Source organism: Acidimicrobiia bacterium (assembly GCA_040880805.1).
Taxonomy (GTDB): Bacteria; Actinomycetota; Acidimicrobiia; order IMCC26256; family DASPTH01; genus DASPTH01.
In genome coordinates, this window is the sequence record JBBDHW010000027.1 from 71704 (window position 1) to 94748 (window position 23045).

A 23045-nucleotide genomic window follows, 5' to 3' on the forward strand; every position below is an offset into this window, starting at 1 on the left:
CAGATTTCCCCTGCTTTGGCTTGAGAAATCCCCCTGCGCCAACTACGCTGGGGATCTCGACCGGCTGCCCTTGACTGGCCGTCCCGGCCCACGTTCGGCCCATGTTTCGGAAGGACACCATGAAGGTCTGGATCGATCAGGACCTCTGTACCGGCGATGGTCTCTGTGAGGAGATCGCCCCGGCGGTCTTCACCCTCCTCGACGACGGCCTCGCCTACGTCAAACAGGGCGACAAGGTCTTCAGCGACCCCGGCGGAGCCGTTGGTCTGGCCGACGTGCCCGGGGGCATGGAGGAGGCCGTGATCGAGTCGGCCGAGGAGTGCCCCGGCGAGTGCATCTTCATCGAGGTCGACTGAGCCGGCGGAGTTCGCTCCCCGCGTGAACGATCCGGGCCGGTAGCCCGGGTCGTTCTGTTCTTGCGTTCCGCATGACGCAGCGGTCGACGACTTGTGCTCTTCGCGTTGAAGTGTGGAGGACCGTCGCGCGGCACACGGCCGAGGCGCGGCGTGCCGGGCCGTTCCCGCGACAGCGCCTGGCTGAGTACCGGGCCCGCCTCACCGACGGCCTTCGGCAATGTTGTGAGCCGGGTGTGGCCGATCCGACGAGAACGTACGATGTTCGTCGTTGTCTTGATCACGGAAAGACGAACAACTCGGATGCCCGCATCGCGTACCGGGCGAGTCGGCAGAGTCGTGGCGCTCGCGGCGGCCGTCACCTTCGTGGCCGGGGCCGGGTGCGTCTCCGCCACCCGCGGAGCCCGGAGGAGCGTTGCAGTTCGGCTGAACGATCTGCAGGTCGTGGGAACACACAACAGCTACCACGTCGAGCCTGCATCCGCTGCGCTCAACGTGATCACGAGCGTCGACCCCGAACTGATCAACCTCGCGGTGACGCATCCGCGGCTCGCGACGCAGCTCGGGCACGAAGCGGTGCGGCAAGTCGAGCTCGACGTGTTCGCGGATCCCGACGGGACGCTCTGGCGCCCGCTCGGAACGCCGGGCTTCAAGGTATTCCACATGGAGCAGGTCGATATGGGCTCGACGTGCGAGACGTTCGTGGTCTGCCTGGGGGCGCTTCAGCACTGGTCGGACGCGCATCCGAGCCACCTACCCGTCTTCGTGCTCGTGCAACCGAAAGGCGAGGTGGTTCTCCCGGGCCCGCCCAACCCCGTGCCGCTCACGACAGGGATCCTCGACGCTCTCGACGCGGAGATCCGCTTGGTGATGAAGCCGAGTGATTTGATCACTCCCGACCGAGTGCGCGGGAAGAGTCCCACGGTCGAGGTGGCTGTGCTCGCCAACGGATGGACCAAGCTCCACGACGCGCGCGGCAAGTTCGTGTTCCTCCTGCTTCCCGAGTTCCGGGATCTGTACATCGAGGATCATCCGAACCTCGAAGGGCGCGTGATGTTCCCGGCCGCGACCCCCGGGCAGCCCGACGCGGCATTCATCCAAGTCGACGACCCGCGTGGGGCGAACGAGGCGACGATCAGCGACCTCGTCCGGAAGGGGTACCTGGTTCGCACGCGAGCCGACGAGGCCGTCGTGACACCCCGATCCGGCGACCCGACGCAGCGCGACGCAGCGTTCGCGAGCGGCGCGCAGATCGTGAGCACGGACTACCCGGTACGGGGGCTCGCGGCCCGGTGGGGTTCCGACTACGTGGCACAACTCCCGGGCGGCGTCCTCGCCCGCTGCAATCCGATCCGCGCTCCACGGGCGTGCCGGGCGCGCGACCTCATGGAGCCGGGGATCAGCCGAGGCGCAAAGAAGTCTCGAGCGGCTCGAGGAGGGCTGCCTTGACCGATGGGTATCGCCCGGCGATCACCGGTTGCCAGGAAACCGACGTCCCCGAAAGCCAATCATTCGGGCGTCAAGAAAGTGAAACGGTGCGGCCCAGCGCTCCCCACTCGACCGCGTGGAGCCCGAACTATTCGGAGAGGCAGGCTCCGGTGGAGACGGGCTCGTGTCGTGCGCTCGAGAGCACCGGATCGAGCACGGCGTTCAACTCGGAATTGGTGAGGGCGTAGGCGGTGGTGGGGCGGCTCAGGTCGAACGCAAAGAGGACGCCGAGGACCTTGCCCTCTTGGTCGACGACCGGGGCGCCCGAGTCACCGGGCTCGGTGACGGCGGCGAGGACGAACACTTCGCGCCGCGTCGCGGCGGTGCGCTCGATGTTCGTGCCCTTGGCGACGATCTGCTCGGCGATGCGCATCGGCGACTCGCGCAACGGTCCACCCGCGGGGTGGCCGAAGAGCGATCCGCGGTCGTCGACATGACCGTCGCCGCGCGCGAGTGCCGGTAGGTGGAGTCCGGAGACCTCGAGCACCGCGAGGTCGCGGTCGGGGTCGAACGCGACCACGTCGGTCTCGAAGTGCGTCCCGTCGAGTGTGGAGATGCGCGTGCGCGACTCCCCGGCCACGACGTGCGCGTTCGTCACGATCAGGCCGGTACCGGCGACGAATCCGGTGCCCTCCTGCTCCCGGTCGCACGCAGCGCCTTCGACCTTCACGACCGAGCCGCTCACCCGCCGCCCGACCTCGGTTGGAATCCCGTGCTGCGGAGGCGAGCCCGCGTCGGGCGAGGTGAGGGTGTCGAAGACCTCGGGGAAGCTCTCGTCGCCGACGAGCCGGCCGAGCGTCTGGGCTTCGGAGGGCGGGTCGGGAGCGATCCGGTCGATCGCGCGCGCGACCGCCGAGTCGCGCACCGCGCGCGCCGGCCAGCCCGGCGAGCTTGCCAGCGCGGGGATGAGCAGCCACATCAGGGCGAGCACACCGGTGACGCCGACGATCGCGCCCGCGACACGGTCGCCCGTGTGCAGAGCGGGGCTCGCGCTGCGGCCGAAGTGTCGGTGCAGCGCCCCCCCGGACGCGTACCCGATCGCATGCCCGATGGTCGCGACGAGCAGCACGAACGCGAGCGCGCCGAGGAGTCGAGTGCGCGGCGGCGTCCCGCGTAACGCCTCGGCCACGTTGTCGACCAACACGACCGCGAGGACCACACCCGCGAGCAGCCCGCCCCACGACGCGACGCGCCGCACGAACCCCAATCGGTGGCCGATCCAGCCGGCTGCGACCGCAGCCGCGATGACCAGCAGGTCGAGGAAGTTCACGCGCCGGGCGCGAGCAGCCGGGCGTGGGTGAGGAAGCCGGTGTGGGCGACCATCCGGTGGTCGGGTCGCACCGACTGGCCGTCGACGTGCCACGTTCGCTGCAGCACCTCGAGTGTCTCGATCATGCCGAACGTGGATCCCGCGAGCTCCTCGCGCAGCCGCGCGACCTGGCCGATCGTGGGGAGGTACGCGAGCAGGATGCCGCCCGTGTGCATCGCCTCCTCGGCGTGCTTGACGACGCGCCACGGCTCGGGCAGATCGAGCAGCACGCGGTCGAGGGCGGTCGCGTCGATGCCCTCGTACACGTCGCGCACCTCGACCGTGAGCGGCAGGTCGGGTCCGAGGAAGCCCGCGACATTCGCCTGTGCGCGGCGCGCGAAGTCGTCGCGGATCTCGTAACCAGTGACGTGACCGGTGGTACCGATCGCGCGCAGGAGGGCGAGCGTGAGCGCGCCGGAGCCGACCCCGGATTCGAGCACCTGCGCACCGGGAAAGACGTCGGCGAGGATCAGGATCGGGCCGAGGTCCTTCGGGTAGATGACCTGCGCGCCGCGCGGCATCTCGAGCACGTACTCGGCCAGGGTCGGCCGGACCGCGACGAGCCGCGACCCGAGCGTGGTGCGCACGGTCGAGCCCTCGGGCGTGCCGATGAGCGCGTCGTGCTCGAGCACCCCGGTGTGCGTGTGGAACTGGCCCCCGACCGCGAGCGTGACGAGGTGACGGCGACGCTTGGCGTCGACGAGCAGCACGCGGTCGCCGGCGGCGAACGTTCGCGCCACCACCCCTACCTCCTGCCCGTGATCGTGATCGTGACCGCTTGCCGTTCAGCCACGGAGGCGGCTGCGGCCTTCTCGCGCAGGCGGCAGAACGCGCACACGTCGCCCGGTGTGGGCGCGCCACACACGGAGCACGCGCGCAACGCCTCGCGCTCCACGTTGGCATCAGGCGCGAAGCGTTCGTGGCCGCGCTCGAGGAACCCGAAGAGGAACGCGGCCTTCGTGCCGGGCGAGGAACTCTCGAGTGTGTTCAGCACGTCTTTGAACCCGAGGTGACGGTTACCGGCCGCCATCGGGCACTCCTCGACCTGATAGTCGATCCGGCGCAGCACGCAATACGCCGCGGTTTCGCGCTCGCCGAGCCGCACGAGCGGCTTCACCTTGCGCACGAAGCCGGGCGCGGCCGGCAGGATCGGATACTGACGGCCGAGGTACGCGGTGTCCCAACGCAACACGTTGCCGAGCAGCACCGCGGCCTCGTCGTCGAGGTTGTGCCCGGTGGCGACGACGTCGTAGCCGTTGTCGAGCGCGGCCGAGTTGAACAGATGGCGCTTCGAGAGCCCGCACGCGCCGCATGGTGCGCGCCGGGTGGCCGCCGCGGCGCCGGGAATGTCGTAGCCGTAGTCGCGCGCGAGGTCGATCTCGATGAGCGGCCGACCGACGGCGCGCGCGTGCTCACGCGCGTAGGTGGTCGATTCGTCGGAGTACTCGCCGATACCGAGGCCGAGATAGAGGCCGTCGGCCGCATAGCCGAGCCGGAGGAGGAGGTCCCACAGCGCGAGCGAGTCCTTGCCGCCCGACACCGCGACGAGCACGCGCTCCCCCGACGTGAGCATTCCGTGGGCGTCGATCGCACGCCGCACCTGCTCCTCGCAGTGGTGGAGGAAGTGATCGCGGCAGAACGCGGCATTGTGGCGGCGCACGTCGACGACTGCCGGCTCGCGGCACACGCGGCACTTCATTCGAAGCCCCCGGAGCCCCCGGAGATCACCGGGCGTATCTCGACCGCGGCCTCGTCGTCGATGCGGATGTCGCGGGTGACGAGCTCGTCACCGACGATCACGAGCACCGATTCGGGGTTGAGCTCGAAGTGCTCGAGGAGCCGGGCAACTGTCATGGGCCCGCGCAACTCGACCTCGCGGCGCGGGTTGCGCAGCAGCACCTTCACCGAAGACGACCTCTTGGCACTGAAACCAGGCTACCGGCCGAGTTTCCCGCTCTCGGCGGCTGCGCCGCCGGGCCGCTTGGGCCACGCCTCGCTGCGCCGCAGGGTACCTGCGGCGCGGACGCCCGGCTCTACTTTGCGCGCGGAATCTCGCGAATCTCGATGCCCTCACCGGGCCGGAGTTTCACGCGGAATACCTCGGGCTTGGCTGTCACCACGCGCTGGAGCAGTCGCAGTCCCTGCGCGGCGGCCGCGACGTAGAGCCAGCCGCGGGAACCGCTCCGCATCCCGCGCCGGAGCGCCGTGGTCGCGACTCGCGAGGTGACCCGGGCGGACCATCCGCGACGGAAGATATGGGCGGCTTCGGCGGCAGCACCGGCGGCGATCAAGTAGTCGCGGTTCGAGCGGGCCATCAGATCCGCCGTACCTCGACGATCGTGCTGCGCTTCCGGCCGCGGCGTCGCCCGACCAGGAAGGCAACGACGACGACACCGACCCCGAGAATGACGAGCGCCGGCTTCGCGGCCCCTCGTGCCACTTCCGTCGTGGTGTCGGTGAGCCCGCGGATCTCTTGGAGCTTGGCCTCGATGTCGGCGCGCGTCACCGTGGACTGTCCGTTTCCGGTCGCGACTGTCATCGTGCCTCCTTCTCGGCGCGTGAAGCGGTGCGCAACAGCCACACCGACGCTCCCCCGAGGATCAACGCGACCACCATGATCACGTAGGGCACCCACGACCAGTCGTCGGAAAAGGTGCCGTTGGTCTCGGTCTGGAGCGCGCGCAGGCCCGACAGGGCGAGGAACACCACACCGAAGCCGAGCAGGAGCGACCCGAGCAGCCCGAATCCGACGTAGCGACCGAGCTGCTTCAGCGGGACGAGCGTCTGTTGCTTGACGTAGGTGACAACCAGGTCGCGGAGCTCGGTGACGAGCTGCGGGAGCGGCGGCGGCCGCCGGTTGCCACTCGCGCCGGTGCGGGCCGGCTCGGTCGGGCTCGCGCTCGGATCAGGATCCATCGGGGCTCCTCGTTCGGTCGGGGATCATCGCCCGCCACCGCGCCCGATGCAAGGACCCGATGCGAGGAGACCCGATGCAAGGAGAAAGGTGCACGGAGCGGCGCCTCACCCTGCGGGCCCGGGAACGAGCTCGTCGGCCGTCGGGGCATCGGGATAGGTCGCGATGAGGGTGGCGGCATGGGCGCGCAGTCCCGCCGCCTTGCTCTCGGAGAAGTCCCCGTTGTCGAGGAACGCGAAACGCAACGACCGCCCGAGATCGACCATGCCGAGGAGCCCGCTGACGCCGTCGAGCGAGCCGGTCTTGCCGCGCATCTTCCCCGCAAGCGGTGTGTCGCCCAACTGGTCGAACAGCGTGCCGTTCCGTCCGGCCACGGGGAGCCCGTCCCAGAGCGCCCGCATCCCCGGCTGGTCACCGAGACCGAGCGTGGCAACGAGGATCCGGCACGTCACCCGGTTGTCGCGGTCGAGACCGGAGCCGTCGGTGAGGCTGAGGCCGTCCTCCGGCACCCCGAGCTCGGACAGCTTGGCGGCGGTCGCCGCCGTCCCGGCCGCGGTCGAGCCCTGCTGCCCCGGACGCACGCCGAGCTCCTTCGCGAACAGCTCGGCGCTCAGGTTGTCGCTCGAGCTGAGCATCGAGCTCACGACCGCGCGCAGCGGTTCGGAGTTGACCTTCGCCACCGGGGTCGCGTCCGCCGGTGCGTTCCCGCGCGTGGGTGCGCCCACCTGCACGCCGCGCGCGGCGAGCAGCCGGGTGAGCTCGCTGGCCGCGTACGCGGCCGGGTCGGTGACCGCGACCTTCCGCGGCGTCCACGTGCGGAAGCCGTCGTTCACGGTGAGCGCGCCGAGCGGGCCGACGTCACCGTCGGTGCGATACGAGTCTTTCCACGTCGGGACGTAGCGCTGGTCGTCGTAGCGCGAGTCGTCGGCGACGATCCCACCCGGGATCTGCTTCACTCCCGCGTCGACGATGCCGTCGGCGAGCGCCTCGAGGCTCGTGGTGACGTCGCCCTTTGTCTTGTCCTGCGTCTGGAGGAAGTCGCGGTACTCGTTCGTCGCGAGCACCGGGTCCCCGCTCCCGACCAGCCACACGTGGTCGACCGATCCGTCGGCCGGCGCAGCCGGTGCGACCACTTTCGTCTCGTAGGTGAAGTCGGGCCCGAACGTGGCGAGCATCGCCGCCGCGACGAGCACCTTCTGTGTCGACGCGCCGATGAACGGGGCGTCGGCGTTGTGGCTGGCGAGCTCGGCGCCGCTGCCGTCGACCAGGAAGCACGTTCCGTCGCCGCCGATCTCGGAGTCGAGCACGCGCTGGAGTCGTTGCGCGCCGACCGCGTCGACCAGTGGTTGCGGGACGCGCCGAGCCGACCAGAGCGGTGTGGTGGCTGCGGCCGGCGGAGTTGCGCTGCCCGCTTCGTCGCCGTCGGCGAACGCGAAGACGACGGCCAGGACGGCGCCGATCGCGAACACCGCGGCCATGATGCGCTGCCCAATACTCATGATTTGGTGCTCATAATTTGGCACTTCATAGTTGGCCCCGCCGTTGTAAGAAGCGCGCGCGCCGCCAGAGGTGCTCGAGCGCGGTGACGGCACGACTGGCAGACCAGTAGCAGAGCTTCCCCGTGTCACGGACCGTTCGGGGCCCCGGGTTGTCGGGGTCGGTGGCAGCGAGCTCGGTTGCCACGAGGACGGGCTTGCCCGAAGCGGCGGAGACCGCGGCCGCGACCTGCGCGTACCGCGCGTCCTGACGCTCGTGGAACTCGATGATGCGCTCGAGGCCGTGTCCCGACGAGAACTGGCCGCTGCGCATGAGCTTCGCCTGGTTCGACTGCACCCCGGACCCGAGGAAGATCACCGCGTGAACCGCGGGGTGCTTCCCGAGCAGCTCGAGCACGTCCGGGATCGTGTCGCGGCTCTCGGACGCCGCGAGATCGATCGGGTTGCCGTGGCTCCATCGCGGCGGGAGCAGCGCGTCGATCGCGGCGCGCAGGTCGTCGGGCAACGTGAGCAGTGAGAGCTCCGAGCGGACGAGCGAATCGGCGGTGAGCACGCCCCAACCGCCGGCGGTGGTGAGCACCGCGACGTTGGGCCCGCGCGGGAGCGGCTGGGTCGCGAAGGTGGCTGCGGCGTCGAACGCCTCCTCGACGGTCGCCGCGAGGTTCACGCCCGCTTGCCGGCACATGCCCGAGAAGATGCGCTCGTTGCTCGCGAGCGCGCCGGTGTGTGACGCCGCGGCCCGTCGCCCCCCGGCGGTCGCTCCGCCCTGCACGAGGACCAGCGGCTGTTCGCGCGCGGCGCGGCGAAGCGCCTCGAAGAGCGCGCGGCCGTCGCGCACGCCTTCGAGGTACGCGAGTCCCACATCGGTCGCGGGATCGGCTGCGAAGAACTCGAGATAGTCGGCGATGCCGACCACGGCGGCGTTTCCCGCGGATACCGCACGGCTCACGCCGATGCCGCTCCGGATCGCGAGGTTCTCGAAACTCGACACGATGTTCCCCGACTGGCTGGCGATGCCGATGCGGCCGGGTGGTGGGTACGGGGCGACCATCTGCGCGCAGAGTGACGACGGCGTGGACACGATCCCCTGCCCGTTGGGCCCGGCGAGCAGGATCCCGACTTCCTCGGCTACCGACGCGAGCTCGGCTTCGGCGCGGCGGCCCTCGTCACCGGTTTCGGCGTAGCCGCTCGTCATCACGAACGCCGCACGTACCCCTTTGCGCGCGCACGCGCGCAGCAGCTCGGCGTTGGCGCCGATCGGCGTGCACACGAACACGAGGTCGGCGACGCCGTCGGGGATGCAGTCGACGCCGGTGTGCGCGGTGACGCCGAGGATCTCGCCGCCTTCCCTGTTGGTCGCGAAGACGCGGCCCCGGTATGCGTGTCGGAGAATGTTGTGCAGAACGACAAAGCCGAACTTGCCCGGGTGTGACGACGCGCCCGCGACGATCACGCCCCCGGGGTCGAACAACGCCGCGAACGCACTGGCGTCGCGCGCGCTCACGTCGTCTCGACGAGCGCGTCGACCGCGATCGGTGCGCCGTCCTCGACGACGAGCGGGTTGATGTCGACGGACACGACGTTCGGTTCGGCGTCGGCGAGACGCGACAGCGCGAGCAGCACGTCGACGAGCGCGGCGCGGTCGACCGCGGGCTCCCCGCGGACGGGACCGAGCAGCTCCTGGCAGCGCAGCTCGTCGAGCATCTCGGCCGCGTCGGTCGCGTCGAGGGGCGCGAGCCGGAACACGACGTCGCCGAGGGCAACGGTGAGGACACCGCCGACGCCCACCATCACACAGCGGCCGAACTGCGGGTCGGTGTGGAGGCCGGCCACGAGCTCGCGCGCGCCGGAGACCATGTGCGCGACGAGCAGGTCGACGTCGCCGTCGTCCGGTTGCGCGGCGTCGAGCAGCGCGACCGCCGCCGCGTGGACCGCGCCGGCGTCGGCGAGGCCGAGCCGCACGAGGTCGCGCTCGGTCTTGTGCGCGAGGTGCGGGCTGTTCAGCTTCACCACCACCGGGTATCCGACCTCGCCCGATGCCACGACCGCGTCGTCGGGCGTGCGCACCCGGCGCGATTCGGCCGTCGGCACCCCGTGTCGAGCGACGAGCTGGGCCGAGTCGGCCTCGGAGAGCGTGTGCGTGGCGGCCACGGGACTGAGCAGTCTACGGCCACCGGTTCGGCCGGCTCCCGTCACTCATGGGACCCGACAGTCATCCAGCTTGGCTCGTGCACGAGACGAGGCGGTCGTGCGCGAGCCAGCGACGCCCGGTGCCGCTCGAGGACACGTCGCTGAGCGAGACGATCGATGACGTCGACGATCCGGTGCGCCGTGGCGCCGGGGATACGGTTCAGTGGCGAGACGTAGGGGCGGTAAGCGTAGCGGCGGTGCAGTTGGTGCCAGTCGGAGCGGTTCGCCACGGTTGGATCGTCCCGGGCGAGCGCCCATTTCTCGGAGAATTGGCGGAGGCTGGTCTCTGTCCAGGCGTCGCACCAGCGGAGGATCCAGTACTGCCGGTCGTGCCGCGACACGAAGCGCGGGACGATGTAGGTCACCCGTGCGCTGGGCTCGAACCACACCTCGCCGCCGGCCACCCGAACCTGCATGCACAGGTCGCAGTGCTCGAGCGTCGATTGCAGCCGCTCGTCGAGCGGCCCCAGTCGCTCGAACACCTCGCGGCGCACGAGCAGGCAGTGGAACTCCCCCTCCTCGGTCTGGGTCCGTTCGAGCGCGAGCGCCTCTGTAGGGTCCAGATCCTGGTAGCCGTGGCTCTCGACGAACCACTGCCGTTGCGCATCGACGTGGGCGTCACCGCCGGCGTGGTGGATCAGCTGTGTGCCCGGCGCGCCTGCGAGGTACAGGGGGCTCACGACCCAGGCGCCGGTCTCGCGCGCACAGCGCTCGAGCGCGTCGAGCCAGCCGGGTTCCACGACAATGTCATTGTCGACGAACGCCACGAACTCAGTGTCCACGTACCCAAGCGCGAGGTTGCGCGCCTCGTTCGGCGTGAGGAAGTGATCGGTGCGCACGACTGCAACGTCGTGCGCTCGCGCGAGGCGCGCCAACTCGTCTGCCACGGGCGATGCCGAGCCTGCGTCGATGCAGACGATGCGTGTTCCTGGTCTGGCGTCGGCGGTCAAGCTCGCGAGTGCACGCCGGGTGTGGCTCAGGGTCTGGCGGGGCACGACCACGATCGTGGATGCCGGAGGCGTGTCGGAAGGGAGTGCCATGTCTTCGCGCCCTCCTGCGCACGCATCCGTCCCCTGCCGTCCGACCGTCGTGGCCTTCAGGCGGAGTGTTGCCCACGGGTCTATCTTTCGGAACGAGCAGCTCGGCACCGACGTTACTGGGTCGGTGCTCGGGCACTGACTGGCTGTCGCCGACCGGTGGGGGCGTGATGCCCGATGACGTCAACCCCGATGACGTCAACCCCGATGACGTCAACCCCGATGACGTCAACCCCGATGACGTCAACCTGGTCGTGGCAGCGGACAGCTCGTACGTCAAGCAACTTGCCGTGACCATCAGCGGAATCTCTGCGACGGCCGGCGGCCGGCGTCATGTCGTCCACCTGCTTCACGACGCCGCGGAGCGCCGGCACCTCGATCCGGTGGCTGCCTGCGCGTCCGACGAAGTCGAGCTCAGTTGGATCGACGTCCGCGCGACCGCGCGACGGGACTCGATACCCGCTGCCCTGGCCTATCCGAGCTTCTATCGCCTGCACGCGGAGCGGCTGCTGCCCGAGACTCTCGACAGGATCCTCTACCTCGATATCGATGTGATCATTCGCAGGCCGCTCGCCGAACTGTGGGAGCTCGACCTCGGTTCGGCGATGGTCGGCGCGGTGCGCGACGCGTATCGCCACTCGATGGTGCGAGCGCTTCCATGGCGTGAGCTGGGACTGGAGCCCAGCCTGCCGTACTTCAACTCGGGGGTGTTGTGCATCCCCCTGGATCGCTGGCGCGTCGAGGGGATCGGAGCGCAAGCGGAGGACCTCGTCGTGCGCGGGGTTGTGGGTCCCAGCGACCAGGATGCGCTGAACATCGTGCTTGCCGGTCGCGCCCAACCGATCGATCCCCGCTGGAACGTGCAGACTCATCATCTCGTCGGTGACACGTGCCCGGCGTGGGAGACCGAGCCGAGGGAACTTCTCGAGGCTGCGTTGGCCGACCCCGCGATCGTGCACTTCTGCGGAGGGACGTTCAACCGTCCGTGGGTCGAGCCATCGCGCAACCCCTACCGGCAAGAATGGTTCGAATGGCTGGATCGCACGCCGTGGGCGGGGTGGCGTCCCCGGCGGGAGTCCGCGATGCGCAGGGCGCTGCGCCGCGCCGGCCGCGCGGGCCGTGTGCTCACCAGAGGTGGTTGAGCGGGAGATCTGACCGGCCGCTCGTAGCATGCCCGCGTGGCGAATTACGCGTTCGCGCTCTCGCAGCACCCCGTTGCCGCGCACGCCGTCGGCGAGGCCGCGGGGCAGATCCTCGAAGCGTTTGCGGGCGAGGAGCCCGACCTCGTCGTGTGCTTCGTGTCCCCGCACTTCGTCGGCGCGTTCGACGACGTCGCGTTCGCGCTCGGCAACCTGCTCCGACCCGGAATTCTGATCGGCACGACCGCGGTCGCGATCATCGGGGGCGCGCACGAGATCGAGGACGGCCCGGCCGTGTCCTTGTTCGCGGCGCGATTACCCGGCGCGCGGCTGACGCCGCTGTCGCTCACGGTCGAGGCCACCCCTGACGGTCACGCGATCGCGGGCTGGCCCGACCTCGACCACGACCCGGCCACGATGTTGCTGCTCACCGACCCGTTCAGCTTCCCCACCGACGGCTTCTTGCGCCAGCTCGGCGTGGCGCGCCCCGGGCTCCAGGCGATCGGCGGCGCGGCTTCGGCCGCGCACGGGCCCGGCGGGAACCGTCTGTTGCTCGACGGGCGCGTCCACGCGTCGGGCGCGGTCGGCGTGCTGATCGACGGTGTCGACGTCCGCACCGTGGTATCGCAGGGATGCCGACCGCTCGGCCGTCCGTATGTGGTGACGCGCGCGGAACGCAACCGCGTCGAGGAGCTTGCAGGGAAATCCGCGCTCGCGCGGCTGCAGGACTGCGCGACCGCGGCGAGCGACGAAGATCGCGAGCTCATCCGGAACGGTCTGCACGTCGGGCTCGTCGTCGACGAGCACAAGGCAGAGTTCGAACGCGGTGACTTCCTCGTGCGCAACGTGGTCGGTGCCGACCCCGAGTCGGGCGCGCTCGCGGTCGGTGACGAGGTGAGCGTGGGTCAAACCGTGCAGTTCCACGTGCGCGACGCCGCCGCGGCCCACGAGGACCTCCACGCGTTGCTCGCGGGCCACGATGCCGCCGAACACGATGCGAAGGGCGCATTGCTGTTCACGTGCAACGGGCGCGGGCGCAGTTTCTTCGGCGCACCCGATCACGACGCCGGCATGGTCGACGCGCTGCTCGGGCCACTCCCGCTCGCCGGCGCACTCTGCGCCGGTGAGATCGGCCCGGTCGGCGGTCGGAACTTCGTGCACGGGTTCACCGCCAGCCTCGCCCTGTTCAGCGGCTGATCACGGCCAGTCGCGATCCCAGGTAGTAGCCGCGCGCGCGCGGTCGCGTCGTAGTCTGGCTGCGACATCACGGGCGAAGGGGAAACGATGGCGGCAACCAGTACCGAATTGGGGGTCGAACAGCTCGGTATCAACGTGATCCGTGGCCTCGCCATGGACGCGGTGGAGAGGGCGGGCAACGGGCATCCCGGTACGGCAATGGCGCTCGCGCCGCTCGCTCACGTCCTGTGGACCCGGATCATGCAGTACGACGCGTCGACCCCCGACTGGCCCGACCGCGACCGGTTCGTCCTGTCGAACGGACACGCGTCGATCATTCTCTACAACATGCTCTACCTCACCGGCTACGGGGTCGAGCTCGACGACCTCCGTTCGCTACGCCAATGGGGGTCGCGGACGCCTGGCCACCCCGAGTACCGCCACCTCCAGGGCGTCGAGGTGACCACCGGCCCGCTCGGCCAGGGCTTCGCCAACGGCGTCGGCATGGGCCTCGCCGAGGCGAACCTGCGCAGCCGCTTCGGCCCCGAGGTGATCGATCACCACACCTTCGTGGTGTGTGGCGACGGGTGCCTCGAAGAGGGCGTGAGTCACGAGGCCGCATCGCTCGCCGGGCACCTCGGCCTCGGTCGCCTCGTCTACGTCTACGACGACAACCACATCACCATCGACGGTCCCACCGAGCTCGCGTACAGCGACAACGTCCCGAAGCGATTCGCCGGGTACGGGTGGCACGTGGTCGAGCTCGGAGAGGTCGCCAACGACGTGGACACGATCGAAGCGGGGATCCGCGCGGGCATGGCCGAGGCGGAACGCCCGAGCATCGTGATCCTGCGCAGCCACATCGGCTGGCCGTCGCCGAAGTACACCGACACGGCCTTCGCGCACGGCAACGCGCTCGGAGCCGACGAAGTGGCGGCGGTCAAGGACATCCTCGGGCTGCCACAAGACGACTTCTACGCGCCTGACGACGTCGTGCGGTACTACCGCGAAGCCGGTGCCCGCGGGCGCGCCGCGCGCGCCGACTGGGAGCGTCGCCGCGCCGCGTTCCGCGAGCGTGAGCAGAGTCTCAGCGACGAGTTCGACGCATGCCTCGAGCAGCGCGGGCTCCCCGGTTGGGAGGCGAAGCTCCCCACCTGGGACGCGGGCGACGCGATCCCCACGCGCCGGGCGTCGGGCAAGATCCTCGAAGCGATCGTCGACGTCGTGCCCGGGCTCCTCGCGGGTGGCGCTGACTTGAGCGAGAACACCGGCACGCTGCTCGAGGGTGCCCCCGTCGTCTCCACGCACCAGTTCGGCGGGCGCCAACTGCACTTCGGCGTCCGCGAGCACGGCATGGGCTCGGTGATGAACGGCATGTCGGTGAGCGGCACGATCCCGGCGGGCGGCACGTTCTTCATCTTCAGCGACTACATGCGCCCGGCTGTCCGGCTCGCCGCGCTGTCGCGGTACAAGACGGCGTTCGTGTGGACGCACGATTCGATCGGTGTCGGCGAGGACGGGCCCACGCACCAGCCGATCGAGCACCTCGCGTCGTTGCGGGCCATGCCCCAGCTCAACGTCATCCGCCCGGCCGACGCCAACGAGTGCGCGCAGGCGTGGCGGTTCCATATCGACGGGCAACACCCCACCGCCATCGTGCTCGCTCGGCAGAGTGTGCCCGTGCTCGCGGGCACGGCGGAGCGCTCACCCGAAGGCCTCCCGAGGGGTGGCTACGTGCTCGTCGACGAATCCGCTGCGCTCGACATCATCCTCATCGGCACCGGGTCGGAAGTCTCGCTCTGCGTCGAAGCACGCGAGTTGCTCGCAGCCGACGGGCACTCCGCGCGCGTCGTGTCGTTGCCGTGCTGGGAACTGTTCGACGCGCAAGACGCCACCTACCGCGACGCGGTGCTCCCACCCGGCGTGCCGAAGCTCGCGGTGGAAGCGGCGGCGAGCTTCGGGTGGGACCACTACGCCGACGACGTCGTCGCCATCGACCACTACGGCGCGTCGGCACCGGGTGGCACCGCCATGAAGGAATTCGGCTTCACGCCGGAGAACGTCGCGGCGCGCGCACGCGCGCTGCTCCGAGCAGGAGGCTCTCGATGACGAGCGCGATTGCACGCCTGAACGACTTCGGCCAGAGCCCCTGGTACGACAACCTGGCGCGTCCATTGCTCACCGGTGGTGGGCTCGCCCGGCTGCTGCAGGAGGACGGCATCCGCGGCGTCACCTCGAACCCCACGATCCTCGACAAGGCGATCGACGCGGGTGAGGGATACGACGAGCAGCTCGTGCAGTGCGCGAACGACGGCCTGTCGATCGAAGACACGTACTGGGCCGTGGTGCTCCACGACATCGTCGCCGCGACCAAGATCCTCGAGCCCGTGCACGACGCGTCTGGTGGCGGCGACGGCTTCGTGTCGGTCGAAGTGTCGCCCGAGCTCGCGCGCGACACCTTGGGCACGGTCGAGATGGCGCGTTCGTTGTTCGAGCGGGTCAACCGTCCGAACGTGATGATCAAGATCCCGGGCACGATCGAGGGGGTTCCGGCCATCGAGGAGTCGATCGCTTCGGGCATGAACGTGAACGTCACCCTCATCTTTTCTCTCGCCCGTCACGAGCTCGTGATAGAGGCTTACGTCAAGGGCCTCGAGCGCCTCGCCGAGAGCGGTGGCGACCTCTCGAAGGTCTCGTCCGTAGCGTCGTTCTTCGTGAGCCGGGTCGACACCGAGACCGACCGTCGGCTGCCCGAGGGCCACGAGCTGCACGGCAAGGCCGCGGTTGCCAACGCCAAGCTCGCCTACCAGCTCTTCCGGGAGCGGTTCTCGGGGCCGCGGTGGGAGGCGCTCGCATCGAAGGGCGCGCGGCTACAGCGCCCGCTCTGGGCGTCGACGTCCACGAAGAACCCTGCGTACTCGCCCACGCTGTACGTCGACGAGCTGATCGGACCGAACACGGTGAACACGCTGGCACCCGCTTCCATCGAGGTGCTGCAGAAGGGCGAGGGCAACCAGCGCCCGAACACCGTCAGCGAGCGGATCGAGGTGGCGCTGCAGGTGATCCGCGATCTGGGCCCGGCGGGGGTCGACTTCGACGACGTCACCGACACGCTCGAACGCGAAGGGCTCGACTCGTTTGCCGATTCGTTCCACGACGCGTTCAACACGATCGAGAAGCGCCGCGCCGAAGTGACCTCCTAAGCGCGCGAGAGCGCGGCGGCAGCGCGGAGGTGGTCGGTGAGCTCGTCGAGCGGGACGCGCGCGTTGAGCCCACTCGTGTTCGGCATCACGTAAGCGGGGACGGCGCCGAAGCCGTCGGGCTGCACGCCCGCCTGCGCCTTTCGATCGACCGCGGCGCGCCAGCCGGCGAGGCCGACGAAACACACCGCGCCCGGTTGGAGCCAGCGGACCAGCCGCTCGACGCGTGCGGCGCCGTCGCGGTACTCGTCGCGGGTGAGCTCGCTGGCGCCCACGCTGGCACGCTTCACGAGATCGGTCATTCCCGTTCCGTGGTGCGCGAGCGCGTGACGGGCGTCGCGATCGCGCGACGCGATCCCCGCCGCGAGCGCGGCAGGCCAGAAACGGTTGCCGGGGCGTGCGAAGCCCACGCCGGCGTCCGCCGCGTTCAGGCTGGGGTTCAGCCCGCAGACGAGGAGACGCATCCCGGGCCCGATGACATCGGGCAGGGTTCGCTCGCGCTGCACGAGCGCGTGGATCCATCCGTTGCGCGTCCCGTCGTCGAGCACGAGATCGACGATCCTCAACCCGGCGCCGTAGAGCACCTCGGCGAGCTCGTCGGGTTGCCAACGCGCGAAGAACCGCCCCGCGAAGTCGTCGTCCTCGAATGGCCCCTCCCCGTCACCGTGCATCATCGTGAGGTGTGCGGGCGCGCCCACCGCGAGCGCGTGGTGCAGCTCCATCAGCGCCCAGGGGAGGCGGACGCGCGCGATGTGGAGATAGCTCGCCCGCGCCCACGCGCCGCCCAACGCGCCGCGACGGAACGGCAGCGCCTCGAGGTCTCCTTGGAGGACGGCCCCGTCGGGCGCGGCTTCACGTGCGAGCTCGGCCATCGCGTACGCCGCATCGAGCGCGACCGCGGGCCGCGGGAGGTAGGGCAGGTGGAGGCCGGCGCCGCACCCCAGGTCGGCGACGACCGCGCCGGGCTCGACCGCGGCGCTCAGGAGCGCGGCACGATCGAGGAACCGCGCGGCGCGGTGGTCGCGCCACTCTCCCGCGCGCGCCTCGTACACCGCCACGGTGTCGTGATCCATCGCCGTAGTATCGCCGCGTGGTCAGGCAGTGAACGGCGAGATCAGGGTCGTCGAACACGTGCCGCAGGGGTTCTCGGCGCTCGTGGCCGAGGAGGCGCCCCGCTCGATCGCGCTCTCGGGGGGCGACACCGCCCGTGCCTGTTACGAGCTGCTCGCGGTGGCCGACGTCGAGTGGGGTGGCGTGACGGTGCTGTTCGGCGACGAGCGGTGGGTTCCCGTCGACGACCCCGACTCCAACGAGGGCATGGCGAGGCATGCGTTCCTCGACCGGGTCGAGCCCTACGCGGTCCGCTCCATGCGCCACGCGGCCGACACTTGGGAGGGGGCCGCGTCGGCCTACGACGCCCTCCTGCGCGAGCTCGGACCCGTCGGCTTCGTGCACCTCGGCCTCGGGCCCGACGGCCATACCGCGTCGTTGTTCCCGGGGTCGCCTGCGCTCGATGAGAACGAGCGCCTCGTGGTGACCAACCCGGCGGACGCGACGCACCCCCACGACCGCCTCACGTTCACCTTCCCGGCCATCGCGCAGGCCGAGCTCGCGGTGTTCACCGTGGACGGTGCCGAGAAGCGCGACGCATTCGCCCGCGTTCGAGCGGGCAACGCCCTCCCTGCCACGCGGGTCACCGCACAACGAGTGATCTGGCTGGTCGACGCCGCAGCCATGGGGTCCTGACGCGCTCTAGGCTGCGCACGATGTCGGGCACAGTGGATCCTGCTGCACTCGTCGACGCGCCACTGCGTGACCTCATGGCCGAGGCGGCGCGACGGCGCGACACGGTTCACGGCGCCCGGGTGACCTTCTCGCCGAAGGTGTTCATCCCGCTGACGATGCTCTGCCGTGATCGTTGCGGCTACTGCACCTTCGCCAAGCCACCGGCGCACCTCCAGAGCCCGTATCTGCCGCTCGACGAGGTGCTCGAGATCGCCCGTCAGGGCGTGGCGCTCGGGTGCCATGAAGCGCTCTTCACGCTGGGCGAGGCGCCGGAGGATCGCTACCCCGTCGCCACGGAGTGGCTCGCCGCGCATGGCTACCCGTCCACGGTCGACTACCTGGTCGCAGCCTGTGCGGCGGTGCTGGAGGAGACCGGCCTCCTCCCCCATGCGAACGCCGGCGCGCTGTCGCAGCCGGAGCTCGAACGGCTCCGCGCGGTCTCGCCGTCGCAGGGAATGATGATCGAGACGCTCGCGGCCCGGCTCTCGGAGCCCGGCGGCCCGCACGCGGGCGCGCCCGACAAGACACCCGAACGCCGGCTCGCCACCCTCGAGGCCGCGGGCCGCGCCGCGATCCCGTTCACCACCGGCATCCTCGTGGGGATCGGCGAGACGCGCGCCGAGCGGCTCGACGCGCTGGTCGCCATCCGCGACGCGCACGCGCGCTACGGCCACGTGCAGGAAGTGATCATCCAGAACTTCCTGCCCAAGCCGGGTACGGCGATGTGGCGACACGACGCGTGTGATCGCGACGAGTTCCTCTGGACGATCGCAGCCGCACGGTTGGTGCTCGGATCGCAGGTGCACCTCCAGGCGCCGCCGAACCTCTCCCAACCCGACGAGCTCGGCGCGCTGATCGCGGCCGGAATCGACGACTGGGGCGGCGTGTCGCCCGTCACGCCCGACCACGTGAACCCGGAGCGGCCGTGGCCCGCGCTCGACGCTTTGCGCGACGCCACCGAGGCCGCGGGCAAGACGCTGGCGCCGCGGCTTACCGTCTACTCCGAGTACGTGCGCGACGCCGAGCGCTGGCTCGACCCCGGTGTGCGCTTCGCCGTGCTCTGCGCGTCGGACTCCGAAGGTCTCGCGCGCGACGACAGCTGGGCCGCCGGCGGCGATATGGCACCGCCCTCACTGATTCCCGCGCTTGCACCGCCTGCGCGCGCCGGCACTCCGGTCGGGGAGGTGTTGCACGGTGTGCTCGCGGGTGAAGAGGTCGGCGTGCACGAGATCGTCACACTGCTCGAAGCGCGCGGGTCCGAGTTCCATCGGGTCGCGGAGGTCGCCGACCAACTCCGCCGCGACATCGTGGGCGACGTCGTCACCTTCGTGCGGACGCGCAACATCAACTACACGAACATCTGCACGTACAAGTGCCGCTTCTGCGCGTTCTCGAAGGGTCCGCTCTCGCTCAACCTGCGCGGCGACCCCTACCTGCTCGATCTCGAGGAGATCCAGCGCCGCGTCGTCGAAGCGGTCGAGTGCGGCGCCACCGAGGTGTGCCTCCAGGGTGGCATCCATCCCAGCTTCGACGGCGACTATTACCTGTCGGTGGCGCGCGCGGTAAAAGAGGCCGCGCCCACGATTCACGTGCACGGGTTCACCGCGCTCGAGGTCACCGAGGGTGCGCGCCGGCTCGGGATGCCGTTACGCGGCTACCTCGTGCTCGCGAAAGAAGCGGGGCTCGCGTCGTTGCCCGGCACCGCGGCCGAGATCCTCGACGACGAAGTGCGCGCCGTCATCTGTCCCGACAAGGTCAACACCGAAGAGTGGCTCGAGGCGCACCGCCTCGCGCACTCGGTTGGCCTCCGCTCGAACATCACGATCATGGCCGGCCACGTCGAACGTCCGATCCATGTCGCGCGCCACCTCGTCCGCACGCGCGACCTCCAGAAGGAGACCGGCGGGTTCACGGAGTTCGTGCCGCTCCCCTTCGTGCACATGGCCACCCCGATCTACCTGCAACAGAAGTCGCGCCGGGGGCCCACGATGCGCGAGGTGCTCCTCGTGCACGCGGTCGGCCGGATCGCGTACCGCGGCTGGGTCGACAACATCCAGGTGTCGTGGCCGAAGTGCGGCATGAAGGGCGCGCGAGAGGCGCTCCGCGCCGGCTGCAACGACCTCGGCGGCACCCTGATGGACGAGAACATCTCGCGGGCGGCGGGTGCCGAGCACGGCCAGGAGCTCGACGACAGCGACTTCCACGCCATCGTCGCACCGCTCGGCCGTCCGCTCGAGCAGCGCACGACGCTCTACGGGCGGGTCACCACGGTCGGCCGGCGGCTCCGGCCGCGCGAAGACCATGGCGTCCCCGTCAGCATCGGGGGCGTGCCGCGCCCCGTCGCGTGACCCGGCTCGACGTCGTCGGTATCGGCAACGCTCTCGTCGACGTCCTCAGTCACGAGACCGACGACTTCGTCGCCGCGCAGCAGCTCAACCGGGGCGCGATGCAGCTCATCGACACCGAGCGGGCCGAGCAGCTCTACGCGGCGATGGGACCGGCCACCGAGATCTCGGGAGGGTCGGCGGCGAACACGATGGTCGGGGTCGCGTCGCTCGGCGGCACGTCCGCGTTCGTCGGCCGTGTGAACCAGGACCAGCTCGGCGCGGTGTTCGGCCACGACCTGCGTGCCGCGGGTGTGGAGTACACCACCGCCACCGCGAGAGGCGGCGTTCCCACCGGCCGCTGCCTCATCGTCGTCACCCCCGACGCCCAACGCACGTTGAACACGTATCTCGGCGCGTCGGCGCAATTGGGGCCCGACGATCTCGACGACGAGCTCGTCGCGAGCGCGCAGGTCCTCTACTTGGAGGGCTACCTGTGGGACGAGCCCGACGCCAAGGAAGCGTTCCGGAGTGCAGCGCGCACCGCGCACGAGGCGGGAAACCGGGTCGCGTTCACGCTGTCGGACGGCTTCTGCGTCGACCGGCATCGCGCCGAGTTCCTCGACCTGCTCGAGCACGAGGTCGACGTGCTGTTCGCGAACGAAGCCGAGATCACCTCGCTCTACGAAGTCGTCGACTTCGACGACGCGCTGCAGCAGGTGCACAACCACTGCGAGATCGCCGCGCTCACGCGGAGCGAGAAGGGTTCCGTCATCGTGACGCGCGACGAGGTGCACGTGGTGGACGCGCATCGGCTCGCGGAAGTCGTCGACACCACCGGCGCGGGCGACCTCTACGCGGCCGGGTTCCTGTTCGGGCTCACGAACGGATACGACCTCGGTACGGCAGGCCGGCTCGGCGCACTGGCTGCCGCGGAGGTGATCAGCCACCTCGGGGCTCGGCCACAGACCTCGCTCGCCGGCCTCGCCCGCTCCCTCCTCGAGCCGCGCTCGCGATGAAGCTGCCGCGCTACCGCACCGGCGACGCCGAGCTCGACCAGGCGGTTGCCGAGCTCGTGGAGCGGGTTGCCGAGCCGGCGAACGCGGAGCTCGTGTTCGAGATCGTCGCGGCGGCGTTGCGCCTGGGGCTCGATCGCGCCGACCGCGGCGACCTCAAGATCGCCAACGCCGCGCTGCAGGAGATGCGGCACGCGTTCTACGTGTTCGCGCCGTACCGCACCGCGCGGAAGGTCGCGATCTTCGGGTCGGCGCGTACGCAACCCGACGACCCGCTCTATGTCCAGACTCGCGAGCTCGCCGCCGCGGTCGCGGCGCGCGACTGGATGGTCGTGACCGGCGCGGGCCCGGGGATCATGGAAGCCGGCATCGAGGGGGCCGGACCGGAGCAGGCCTTCGGCGTGAGCATCAAGCTGCCGTTCGAGGCCGCGACCTCGCAGTTCTTCGACGGGGACCCGAAGCTCATCAACTTCCGCTACTTCTTCACCCGCAAGCTCGAGTTCGTCAAGGAGTCGGACGCCTTCGTGCTCCTTCCCGGCGGGTTCGGCACGCTCGACGAGACGTTCGAGCTGCTCACGCTGCTCCAGACCGGGAAGTCGCCACCCGCGCCGGTGGTGCTCCTCGACGTTCCCGGCGGCACGTACTGGGATACGTGGCAGGCGTTCGTCACCGAGGAGCTCGTGAACACGGGCTACATCGGCGCCGGCGATCTCGCGCTGGTGTCCACCACCGACAACACCGACGAAGCGGTCGACGAGATCGTCGGCTTCTACGCCAACTACCACTCCTTGCGCTTCGTGGACGGCCGGCTCGTGCTGAGGATGCGGCGGGGTCCGTCACCGGGTGAGCTCGCCGCGCTGAGCTCGGAGTTCGCCGACATTCTGGTGCGCGGGGAGATGGAGACGATCGAGGCCACGCGCGCCGAGGTCGGCGACGGCGATCACGTCGACCTTGCCCGCATCGCGTTCTGGTTCGACCGCCGGAGCTGGGCGCGTCTCCGGGTGCTCATCGATCGCCTGAACGGCCGCCCCCGCTCAGCGCGTTGATGGCGCGCTCGACCGCGCGGCGGGCTTGCAGCACGCGCTTCTCGTCGGCGAGCGCGTTGGCGTCGCCCGCTTCGGATGCCGCGCGGAGCCGGTCGTAGGCAAGGTCGCGCAGCTCCTCTTCGATCGAGCGCAGGCGCTCCACGAGCTCCTCGGTATCAGCCACTTGGTTGCTCCTCGAGTGCGTCGGCGAGCAGTTCGGCCGGGTGACGGACGTCGAGCCCGACCGCGGCGAGGTGCATCGCGCACCCCGGGTTGGCGGAGACCACGAGCGGGTTCACGCCGCCACCCGCGCGTCGGATCGCCTCTACCTTGCGCACGCGGATCTCGGCCGACAGCTCGGGCTCGAGCGCGGCATACGCACCGCCCGCGCCGCAACACAGCCCGTCGTCGGCGGTGTCGTGGAGGCGGTACGCGGGCGCGAGCACGGTACGCACTGCACCCTGCGCCTTCTGCACGTGGCGCAGGTGGCACGGATCCTGGACGACAGCTTCGCGCCCGGTGTCACGAAGCGCGAGCGCGGGCTGCGCGGCAACCCATTCCGAGAAGTCGCTCACGCGCGCGGAGAACGCGCG

24 protein-coding genes are annotated in these 23045 nt (G+C 70.2%); 10 read left to right on the top strand and 14 right to left on the bottom strand.

The window, feature by feature from the left end:
- The first annotated feature begins 119 nt into the window (after positions 1-119).
- Positions 120-356, top strand: a complete 237-nt coding sequence (locus WD271_06695; GenBank protein ID MEX1007517.1) for a ferredoxin — start codon at positions 120-122, stop codon at positions 354-356.
- Positions 357-719: 363 nt separating this feature from the next.
- Entirely contained in the window at positions 720-1802 is a 1083-nt protein-coding gene (locus tag WD271_06700) for a Ca2+-dependent phosphoinositide-specific phospholipase C (protein ID MEX1007518.1), read from the top strand.
- A gap of 127 nt (positions 1803-1929) precedes the next feature.
- Here WD271_06700 and WD271_06705 read toward each other — a convergent pair whose 3' ends face one another.
- From WD271_06705 to WD271_06755, 11 genes are all read right to left on the bottom strand, one after another.
- Positions 1930-3111, bottom strand: coding sequence for a MarP family serine protease (locus tag WD271_06705; protein ID MEX1007519.1), 1182 nt, complete (start codon positions 3109-3111; stop codon positions 1930-1932).
- Positions 3108-3890, bottom strand: coding sequence for a tRNA (adenine-N1)-methyltransferase (locus tag WD271_06710; protein MEX1007520.1), 783 nt, complete (start codon positions 3888-3890; stop codon positions 3108-3110). Before WD271_06710 ends, WD271_06705 begins: the two co-directional genes overlap by 4 nt.
- A gap of 5 nt (positions 3891-3895) precedes the next feature.
- Positions 3896-4837, bottom strand: a complete 942-nt coding sequence (locus WD271_06715; protein MEX1007521.1) for a TIGR00269 family protein — start codon at positions 4835-4837, stop codon at positions 3896-3898.
- An 8-nt stretch (positions 4838-4845) separates the two neighbouring features.
- Positions 4846-5055, bottom strand: coding sequence for a MoaD/ThiS family protein (locus WD271_06720; GenBank protein ID MEX1007522.1), 210 nt, complete (start codon positions 5053-5055; stop codon positions 4846-4848).
- A 128-nt stretch (positions 5056-5183) separates the two neighbouring features.
- A complete protein-coding gene (locus tag WD271_06725; GenBank protein ID MEX1007523.1) occupies positions 5184-5465 on the bottom strand; it encodes a hypothetical protein in 282 nt (93 codons plus the stop codon).
- Positions 5465-5689 (bottom strand): hypothetical protein, encoded by a 225-nt coding sequence (locus tag WD271_06730; protein ID MEX1007524.1) that lies wholly within the window; start codon positions 5687-5689, stop codon positions 5465-5467. Before WD271_06730 ends, WD271_06725 begins: the two co-directional genes overlap by 1 nt.
- Positions 5686-6066 carry a hypothetical protein gene (locus WD271_06735; GenBank protein ID MEX1007525.1) on the bottom strand — a complete coding sequence of 127 codons (381 nt, stop codon included), beginning with the start codon at positions 6064-6066 and terminating at the stop codon, positions 5686-5688. Before WD271_06735 ends, WD271_06730 begins: the two co-directional genes overlap by 4 nt.
- A gap of 105 nt (positions 6067-6171) precedes the next feature.
- The gene (gene dacB / locus WD271_06740; GenBank protein ID MEX1007526.1) at positions 6172-7563 is read right to left on the bottom strand and encodes a D-alanyl-D-alanine carboxypeptidase/D-alanyl-D-alanine-endopeptidase; all 1392 of its coding nucleotides are present in this window, start codon (positions 7561-7563) and stop codon (positions 6172-6174) included.
- A gap of 25 nt (positions 7564-7588) precedes the next feature.
- A complete protein-coding gene (locus tag WD271_06745; protein MEX1007527.1) occupies positions 7589-9064 on the bottom strand; it encodes a CoA-binding protein in 1476 nt (491 codons plus the stop codon).
- Positions 9061-9711, bottom strand: a complete 651-nt coding sequence (locus tag WD271_06750; protein ID MEX1007528.1) for an acetate--CoA ligase family protein — start codon at positions 9709-9711, stop codon at positions 9061-9063. Before WD271_06750 ends, WD271_06745 begins: the two co-directional genes overlap by 4 nt.
- A gap of 41 nt (positions 9712-9752) precedes the next feature.
- Complete coding sequence (locus WD271_06755; protein MEX1007529.1) at positions 9753-10790, bottom strand: glycosyltransferase; 1038 nt, start codon at positions 10788-10790, stop codon at positions 9753-9755.
- Between the two features lie 167 nt (positions 10791-10957).
- Here WD271_06755 and WD271_06760 point away from each other — a divergent pair, with 167 nt between their 5' ends.
- The 4 genes from WD271_06760 to tal all read left to right on the top strand — a co-directional run bounded on the left by WD271_06760 (position 10958) and on the right by tal (position 16305).
- Positions 10958-11929 (top strand): glycosyltransferase family 8 protein, encoded by a 972-nt coding sequence (locus WD271_06760; protein MEX1007530.1) that lies wholly within the window; start codon positions 10958-10960, stop codon positions 11927-11929.
- 36 nt (positions 11930-11965) lie between these two features.
- Positions 11966-13123 (top strand): FIST N-terminal domain-containing protein, encoded by a 1158-nt coding sequence (locus WD271_06765; GenBank protein MEX1007531.1) that lies wholly within the window; start codon positions 11966-11968, stop codon positions 13121-13123.
- Positions 13124-13210: 87 nt separating this feature from the next.
- Positions 13211-15211 carry a transketolase gene (tkt, locus tag WD271_06770; protein ID MEX1007532.1) on the top strand — a complete coding sequence of 667 codons (2001 nt, stop codon included), beginning with the start codon at positions 13211-13213 and terminating at the stop codon, positions 15209-15211.
- Positions 15208-16305 carry a transaldolase gene (gene tal, locus WD271_06775; GenBank protein ID MEX1007533.1) on the top strand — a complete coding sequence of 366 codons (1098 nt, stop codon included), beginning with the start codon at positions 15208-15210 and terminating at the stop codon, positions 16303-16305. The genes tkt and tal overlap by 4 nt, the downstream gene beginning before the upstream one ends.
- Here the strand turns inward: tal and WD271_06780 are convergent.
- Entirely contained in the window at positions 16302-17375 is a 1074-nt protein-coding gene (locus WD271_06780; GenBank protein ID MEX1007534.1) for a uracil-DNA glycosylase family protein, read from the bottom strand. The genes tal and WD271_06780 overlap by 4 nt on opposite strands.
- A gap of 28 nt (positions 17376-17403) precedes the next feature.
- Here WD271_06780 and pgl point away from each other — a divergent pair, with 28 nt between their 5' ends.
- Genes pgl through WD271_06800 form a run of 4 tightly spaced genes read left to right on the top strand, consistent with a single transcriptional unit; the run spans position 17404 to position 22473 of the window.
- Positions 17404-18048: a 6-phosphogluconolactonase gene (gene pgl / locus WD271_06785; protein MEX1007535.1), complete on the top strand. Its 645-nt coding sequence runs from the start codon at positions 17404-17406 to the stop codon at positions 18046-18048.
- A gap of 20 nt (positions 18049-18068) precedes the next feature.
- Positions 18069-20435 (top strand): 5-amino-6-(D-ribitylamino)uracil--L-tyrosine 4-hydroxyphenyl transferase CofH, encoded by a 2367-nt coding sequence (cofH, locus tag WD271_06790; GenBank protein MEX1007536.1) that lies wholly within the window; start codon positions 18069-18071, stop codon positions 20433-20435.
- On the top strand, positions 20432-21430 hold the full coding sequence (locus WD271_06795) for an adenosine kinase (GenBank protein MEX1007537.1): 999 nt from the start codon (positions 20432-20434) through the stop codon (positions 21428-21430). Before cofH ends, WD271_06795 begins: the two co-directional genes overlap by 4 nt.
- A complete protein-coding gene (locus WD271_06800) occupies positions 21427-22473 on the top strand; it encodes a TIGR00730 family Rossman fold protein (protein ID MEX1007538.1) in 1047 nt (348 codons plus the stop codon). Before WD271_06795 ends, WD271_06800 begins: the two co-directional genes overlap by 4 nt.
- Here WD271_06800 and WD271_06805 read toward each other — a convergent pair.
- Both WD271_06805 and WD271_06810 read right to left on the bottom strand, forming a co-directional pair.
- Entirely contained in the window at positions 22433-22636 is a 204-nt protein-coding gene (locus WD271_06805; protein ID MEX1007539.1) for a hypothetical protein, read from the bottom strand. The two genes, WD271_06800 and WD271_06805, sit on opposite strands and share 41 nt — an antisense overlap.
- A partial coding sequence (locus WD271_06810) for a heterodisulfide reductase-related iron-sulfur binding cluster (GenBank protein ID MEX1007540.1) occupies positions 22629-23045 on the bottom strand: 417 nt, incomplete at its 5' end. The genes WD271_06810 and WD271_06805, both read right to left, overlap by 8 nt.